Genomic DNA, 7,794 nt, shown 5'->3' on the forward strand with positions numbered 1-7,794 from the left:
TCTTTCCTCTCTACGGCAACGAATCATTACCCTATATAATGAGATCGGGCTTATTGAACAATGGATTGAGTTCGACCGCTTCGCGGATCGACTCAATCCTTATAGGTTATGTGTATCGCAGAACTCTTCAATACTACTACAGACAAATTTTGCATTCTCTATTCCATTATTTCTCATTCTCCTATTGGCTGATGTTATAAATGGTTGCGAAAAATCAACCCCAATATACTTTTCGACCTTATCATGAATGTGATCAAGCAACATCCCATTGCCGCAAGCAAAATCAGCAACAACGTATTCCTTTGACAACTCAATATATTTCAACAAACGTATGATTCTGTGATCTGATTGCTCTTTATCAAATTTATTTACATAATCCTGACTGGCCCGTGTAATAACTTTCTATATTCTATATTTAATTTATCCATAAGGGCACCCTGAAATTATTGACTGGCAATATAATTAATGATTATTTCAGTTGGTGAAAATGGCCTCTTTAATGGACTTATTTGATATTGACTATAATTTTTAACGAATTCTATTACTTTGTTTTCATTATAGTAGCTTATAACAACATTTTTCTCGATACCTTCGGTTCTTTCTGTTGTTTTTCTTAATAATAAACAGGGCTTCCCCATATAAAAACTTTCTTCCTGATTGCTCCCCCCATCACTAACGACAAACTCTGATTGATTAACAAGTTGAATAAAATTAAAGTAATCGTAGCGAGGGTGCAGTTCTATGGATGAATTATTTTCTAAGCGTTCTTTCAAATTAAATTGTGTGAGCTTTCGATCAGTTACTGGATGAAGAATAAAAACAACTCTGATTTTCTGGGCAATATTTTCAATTAAAGAAACATTACGCTCAAGGATGGAATAAGAGCAAAGATTTTCAAAGCGATGAGTGGTAACTACGCAATAAGGCTTATCTGGAATAGCTACACTAAATTGTTTTACTTTTAAAGCAAAATCAAGTGAATCAAACAACGTATTGTGTTGTGTATTAATTTTAATGCCAGTAAATCCTTTAAGATTATTCACTGCCCATTGTCCTGGACAAAAATAAATATTAGATAACCAGGAGGTTATTATTCGAGTCAATTCTTCCGGGAAAGGGTTCCATAGATCAAAAGAGCGTAGTCCGGATTCCACATGCGCAACTTTTAATCCTGCTATCCGTCCCATAATAGCGCCTAATAATGTAGAAAAAGTATCTCCATGTACTAAAACAATGCCATTATTTTTATGATTACCCTGAAAGATACTGTTTCTGAAAAAGAGCGCTTTAAATGATATCTTAATTAACCATAATAGCATGGAAGATACAGAGGTAATGTCTTTGCCATAATGCAAGATCACATCAGGTGGTTTAATGGAAAAATTTTCGCGTAAATCATCAATAGTTTCTTGATGCTGCCCTGTAAAAATGAAATTGTATGGGATGTTTTTCTCCTGGAGTCGGAGCATAATTGGTGCCATCTTTATTAACTGAGCCTTTGTTCCAATTATAATGTGTATCATTATTTAATTGGCTCCGTAGTAGGAATGCCGGATACTCAACATCAGCCGTATTGTGTCCCCATTATGTGCTTTTAAAGCCAGAAAATATCCACCAGTGACTCGACCTGTTTGAATTCCGGATCGGCTGTTACAATTATTCCCTTTTTCTCATGAGATAGAGCAACAACAAAGGCATCGGCATAGGATATTGGGTATCGCGCTTTGATATGCGCTGCTGACAGGACACGAGTCATGGTTGATTCGACGAGTTGTACTGGTAATCCGAATATATCGTGTAAGATGGTGTCCGCAGTACTGCGTCCCAACTTACGTTCGATAATGTATATAATCTCCCCGAGATTTATGGCGCTCATCAGAACAGATATTTCCCCCGCATCCGATTTTTTCAGCAGTTCTCTTACTTTCTGACCGCCCGGCTCGGCCTGTAGATATGCCATAACAGCGAAACTATCGAATATGTAAGTCAGCTTCTTCATGCTTCAGTTCCTCAGCCCTGTCTTTAAGCAACGCTTCCGTCAAGGATGTTTTCCCTGCCAGTTTTCCATACAGTGCTTCAACTGGGTCCGCAATCTCCGGGATAAGGGTTATGCGGTCTTCCTTTGCATGCAATTCAACCATATCACCCGGCTTCAGGCAAAAGCGTTTTCTCAACGCTGCCGGGATTACGATCCAGCCCTTGGCAGAGACTTTTGCTTTCATGATATCTGAAGATTTCATAGATTCCTCCATCAAGCAAAATGTTATACATAAGTGTCGATTAAAGTATAACGTTTAAAGATGGCCATGTCAAATCTTCTCTGTCTGGGTACACGATCCCGATTTGATGAGACTAAATCGGGTCATGTCCCCGACGCCGGTCATTTCTCGTCCGTTCTGTCAAACCGGAGCTGTGCCACCTGTTCCGATACAAGGCCCACCATGAATATGACGACAGACACCGTCATCAACATGGCTGAGGTAGGACCATAGCCTCCTCCAAAGACAAATACCTTGAAAAGTCCATAACAAAAACCAAGCAGAAACATTGTCATGCTAACAGGCAGAAACACCCTCATGGGTGAAAAAAGTGTGGCGATCTTGATGATAATCAAGAAAAAGCGAGAGCCATCTCTTATCAGTTTTATCTTGCTTTTGCCCACGCGGCGGGTTGTCTTTATGGGCACGTACACGAGACTGTATCCGGAACGTACCACTGCCATGGTGATGGTTGTCGGGTAGGAAAAGGTGTTGGGTAACAGTGATACAAAGCGGCGGGCAATATCCGTTCTTATCGCTCTGAATCCTGATGTCAGGTCTTCTATCCTGCGTTTGCACATGTACGTAGCGAACCAGTTGTAGATCCTGTTTGCCACTGTCCGGTGGAAGGAGGCCTTCGAATCGCCCGTCCGCGCACCAACTGCCATGTCATAGGCATCCATCTTTTCCAGCAGGCGAGGTATGTCTTCGGGGGAATGCTGTCCATCTCCATCAAGCATTACCAGAGTTCCACCGTGTGCTTCCCGGATACCTGTCTTTACTGCGGCGCCGTTTCCTATATTATACGGGTGGGAAATAACTCGGGCATCTGCTTCTTTTGCTCTCTTTGCCGTCTCATCATCTGATCCATCGTCCACGACAATAATTTCGTAGTGATAATCAAGTGCATTCATCACCTGATGAACTCTTTCAACGACGCCTTTTATAGATTCTGCTTCACGATAGACAGGAATGATGATACTAACTTCGCATAAGAAATCAGCTTTATCCTCTTTTGGTTCTATAAAATCAGGCTTCTTCACCATTATATGTTCTCCTTGAACAAATAAAGGGCCGATGCCTTCATCGGCCTTAGAAAGTCCCTACTCATATAACGTAAGAACACTCATCATAGCAAGCAAGAAATTTATCGCAAATATGATATTGGGGGATTTAAGTTGGCCTTTACATTATGCTTCTTCTTCTGCTAAAGGGATTAATCAATGTGCGACACGATGATTTATGAACATCGGTAAATTTTAGCAATGATCAACAACGAAACGAAAAAAACTTCCTCTTTCACTTTACGCCGCGAGGGTGTAATTTGTCTATTCCTTGTCATAGTTACACTTGCCGTTTACTGGCAGGTCGGGAACCATGCATTCGTTAACTATGATGATATTAAATATGTTACTGAAAATCGTCATGTTCAGGCAGGGCTTACCTTAAAAAGCGTAAAATGGGCGTTCACTGCCACTCATGCCAGTAACTGGCATCCGCTGACCTGGCTGTCTCACATGGCAGATTGTCAGATTTACGGATTAAATCCGAGGGGTCATCACCTCACCAATGTGCTTTTTCATATTTTAAATTCAATACTGCTTTTTATAATCTTAAGGAGAATAACGGGTTCTCTCTGGAAAAGCGCCTTTGTTGCGGCACTATTCGCCCTACATCCTCTCCATGTGGAGTCGGTTGCCTGGGTGGCGGAACGCAAAGACGTCCTGAGTACATTCTTCTGGATGCTGACAATGGGAAGTTACATCTGGTATGTTGAACGTCCGGGTACAAGCAGATATTTGCTGGTTCTTTTGTTGTTTATTCTGGGCCTTATGGCAAAACCCATGCTTGTGACCCTGCCATTTGTGTTGCTTCTTTTAGACTACTGGCCCCTTGGACGCTTTCAGGTCAAAAAAACGGATCCCGTTCAACTCTCAGATGCCCCCCCCCCGAAAGATACTAAAGGCAAAAAAAGGGAATCCCAACAACATCCCCTAAAAAACGCAGCACAAACAAATAAAATTACAGGGTCCGATTATCAGTGGTCACGTGCACTCCCGCTTATTCGGGAAAAAATCCCCTTCTTCGTTCTTGCCGCAACATCAAGTGTTGTAACCTTTTTTGTCCAGCAAAGCGGAGGCGCCGTTCGTTCTTTTGATGTATTGCCGCTTACCGTCAGGATTTTCAATGCCCTCGTTTCATACGTAAGCTATATCGGAAAGATGATCTGGCCTTTAAACCTGGCAGTCCTCTATCCTTATTACGGCATGCCGGCAGGTTGGAAGATTGCAGGGGCCTGTTTGTTGCTTGCATTCATATCCTTCATGGCTATCCGTATGATGAGGCAGCTTCCATATTTTATAATCGGATGGCTCTGGTACCTGGGAACTCTCGTGCCGGTAATCGGGATAGTACAGGTAGGATCGCAGGCTATGGCCGATCGGTACACCTATGTGCCGCTCATCGGTATTTTTATCATTATCGTCTGGGGTGTTTCTGATCTTGCAGCCCGATGGCGCTATCGAAAGGAAGTGTTTGTCGTAACATCGGCGATCCTCCTCTCTATTTTAACAGGCATAACATTGTTTCAGTTAAGACATTGGACCAATAGTATTACACTATTTAAACATGCAATTAATGTTACTGATAACAACGCAGTTGCGCATAATAACCTCGGGTTTGCGTTGTTTGGGCATGGAAGAACAGCTGAGTCTATTAACCACTACAATGAAGCATTAAAAATAAATCCTGACTATCTGCTAGCCCACATGAATCTTGGAAGCGTGCTGGCTGCGCAGGGAAGGACGGCTGAGGCCATCGACCGCTACAATGAAGCATTAAAAATAAATCCTGACAATGCGAAAGTACATAACAACCTGGGAAGTGCTTTAATTGAACAGAATAAAACTGCTGAGGCCATTGACCATTACACCAAGGCATTAAAAATAAATCCTGACTATGCTGATGTACACTACAATTGGGGAAATGCTTTAGCCAAGGAGGGAAGATTAGAGGAAGCGGTTAGCCATTATCACGAAGCACTGCGGATAAATCCTGACAATGCTGAAGCGCACAACAACTTGGGAAATGCTCTATTCAAGCAGGGAAAATTAGATGAAGCGGTTAGCCATTATTATGAGGCACTGCGGATAAATCCTGACGCTGCACAAACCCGTGCAAATCTCAAAGCGGTGTTAGCATATGTGCAGGAAACCGATAAGGATATTAAAAGACTCCAAAAATTAATTGAAGTTAACCCGGGAAATCCCGAACTCCATTATGATCTGGGAAACTTCTATTACAAGAAAAGAAACCTGGACGAAGCCATTTATCAATATCAGAAAGCACTATCAATTCAACCGGATGCCGTGAACATTTTGAATAATTTAGCCATTGCGTATATGACCAAAAAAGAATATGAAAAAGCCGTCGCTACATTTGATAAAATGGTAGAGCTTCAGCCGGACAATGCCGATATCTATTATAACATTGCCTGTATGTACTCAATACAGAACAAAATAGAAAAATCCCTCGAATCTCTCAAAAAAGCCGTCGAGAAGGGGTATGACAACTGGGATATTATTAAAACTGATCAGGACCTCGAAAATATAAGAAATACTTCATTTTATAAAGAACTTATGAGCAACCGCTGAACCGCCGGAAATTAGCTTCTTTGGCTGTGATACGGCGGGTGGCATGGACAAACCATGTGCCGAACTTGTTTCGGTATCATTTGTCCGTGTATTCTTACAGACAGGCGAGACGCCTGTCCTACTCTGTGGTGGGTCAGACGTCCTGCCACAGCGGTAGATCAATGACTGTCCTGCCGCCACAGTAGGGTAAGTCGGGCCGTCTCCGCTCACGTAGCGTGGGGTCTCTGTGCCCCACAGAAGGGGGCAAACGCTAACTTGCTTACTCCCATGGTAGGTTGGGCGTCTCGCCCGACAGAATCGTCTTTGAATACAACTTCGCACGGGTTTTATGAAACTGTCAATTTTCTATTTTGATATTTCCATTAACGAAAGTTTCCATCTTCTCTATAAGACCATGGAGGGTTTCTCGGTTCAACGCTGATATGGCTGTAGCCTTAAACCGGCGGCAAAGGGTTTCAAGAAGCGTTTTATCGGGGAAGCAATCCTCTTTATTAAAGACCCTGATGACGGGTTTGTTTGCCAAGTCCAATTCCTCTAAGATCTTTTCGACAGTTGTTATATGTCCCTCAAAGTTCGGGTTGCTTATGTCTATCACCTGAAGAAGAACATCCGCTTCATTCAGCTCCTCAAGGGTTGCCCTGAATGCGGCAAACAGTTCTCGGGGAAGATCTCTGATAAATCCGACAGTGTCTGTTATAATCGCCTCTGTATCCCTTGGAAAACGGAGCCTTGAGCTTTTCGGATCGAGTGTGGCAAAAAGACGGTCTTCTGTAAAAACTCTGCTTTCCGTCAGGGTATTGAGGAGTGTAGACTTCCCCGCATTGGTGTAGCCGATAATTGAGATGATCGGGAGATCCCTTTTCCCTCTCTTTACTCTGCGCTGTTTCCGGCTCTTCTGAATACCTTTCATCCCCTGCTCCAGATGACGAATTTTATCCCTGACACGTCGCCGATTAATCTCAAGCTTTGTCTCACCCGGCCCCCTCCCGCCGATACCTCCGGTGAGACGGGACATGGCCGTGTTTTTCGTGACAAGCCTTGGAAGGAGATACTTTAACTGGGCAAGTTCTACCTGTATCTTCCCCTCCCTGCTGTGGGCTCTCCTGGCAAAGATATCGAGTATCAACTGAGTGCGGTCGATTACTTTAAGTTCGGTAAAATCGGCAATGTTGCGTATCTGGGCGGGGGTGAGTTCATGATCGAAGATCAGGAGATTTGCCCCCATCTGAAGGGCCTTGATCGTGAGCTCTGAAAATTTTCCCCTCCCTAATACGAATTTTGGATCGATCCTCTCTCTGTGCTGGATCGTCGAGTCGAGAACCTCAACACCGCACGATATGGCGAGCTCCTTCAATTCAGCCATGGAACTCTGACTGTCATAAAGGGGATCGGTCTCCACTCTCATGAGAAATGCCCGTTCAGTGGAGTCCACCGCTCTCATCTTCTGTTTTCTTGCAAACTCTCCTTCCAGGGCCTGTATGAAGTCGGTAAAATTGAGGTTCATTTCGGATGAGCGGGCCGGTTTCAGGAAGAGCCAGTATTCCCCGTCGGGGTTCTCCGGGATCAGATGTGCGGTGTGTGCCACCCCCGGTATGCCGTTAGAATCAACTTCGACGGCACAGACCAGGTCGAGCCTGAGAAGTGCCAGGTCGGTTAGATCATCCTGGGTAACCTTTTCTCCTTTCAGGTGGGTATGAATAAGTCGAAGACCTTTGAGGCGGGTGGCTGCGGATCTGAATCCGCCGAGGTCGGGGATCACTATTTGTCTGTGATCGCCGATGATGATATAGCTTATCTCACCCTTTCGGGTTATGAGCAGACCGATCTGACGGTTTATCTCCCGGGAGAGTTCGGCAAGGTTCCGTGCCAGTTCATGGGTGAGG

At 43.8% G+C, this 7,794-nt stretch carries 6 protein-coding genes; 1 reads left to right on the forward strand and 5 read right to left on the reverse strand.

The genetic code is table 11. The features are described from left to right. Nucleotides 1–443 precede the first annotated feature (443 nt). The 4 genes from Q7J27_06955 to Q7J27_06970 all read right to left on the reverse strand — a co-directional run bounded on the left by Q7J27_06955 (nt 444) and on the right by Q7J27_06970 (nt 3,304). Nucleotides 444–1,523 carry a UDP-N-acetylglucosamine 2-epimerase gene (locus Q7J27_06955; protein ID MDO9528883.1) on the reverse strand — a complete coding sequence of 360 codons (1,080 nt, stop codon included), beginning with the start codon at nt 1,521–1,523 and terminating at the stop codon, nt 444–446. A gap of 71 nt (nt 1,524–1,594) precedes the next feature. Further along, nucleotides 1,595–1,999 (reverse strand): type II toxin-antitoxin system VapC family toxin, encoded by a 405-nt coding sequence (locus Q7J27_06960; protein ID MDO9528884.1) that lies wholly within the window; start codon nt 1,997–1,999, stop codon nt 1,595–1,597. Further along, nucleotides 1,971–2,240, reverse strand: a complete 270-nt coding sequence (locus Q7J27_06965; protein ID MDO9528885.1) for an AbrB/MazE/SpoVT family DNA-binding domain-containing protein — start codon at nt 2,238–2,240, stop codon at nt 1,971–1,973. Before Q7J27_06965 ends, Q7J27_06960 begins: the two co-directional genes overlap by 29 nt. 140 nt (nt 2,241–2,380) lie before the next feature. Beyond that, the gene (locus Q7J27_06970; protein ID MDO9528886.1) at nt 2,381–3,304 is read right to left on the reverse strand and encodes a glycosyltransferase family 2 protein; all 924 of its coding nucleotides are present in this window, start codon (nt 3,302–3,304) and stop codon (nt 2,381–2,383) included. Between the two features lie 219 nt (nt 3,305–3,523). On the opposite strand from Q7J27_06970, the gene Q7J27_06975 reads away from it, so the two are divergent. After that, nucleotides 3,524–5,911, forward strand: coding sequence for a tetratricopeptide repeat protein (locus Q7J27_06975; protein MDO9528887.1), 2,388 nt, complete (start codon nt 3,524–3,526; stop codon nt 5,909–5,911). 337 nt (nt 5,912–6,248) lie between these two features. Here the strand turns inward: Q7J27_06975 and hflX are convergent. Next, the coding region (hflX, locus tag Q7J27_06980; protein ID MDO9528888.1) for a GTPase HflX at nt 6,249–7,794 on the reverse strand (1,546 nt) is incomplete at its 5' end.

Source organism: Syntrophales bacterium (genome assembly GCA_030655775.1).
Classification (GTDB): Bacteria; Desulfobacterota; Syntrophia; order Syntrophales; family JADFWA01; genus JAUSPI01.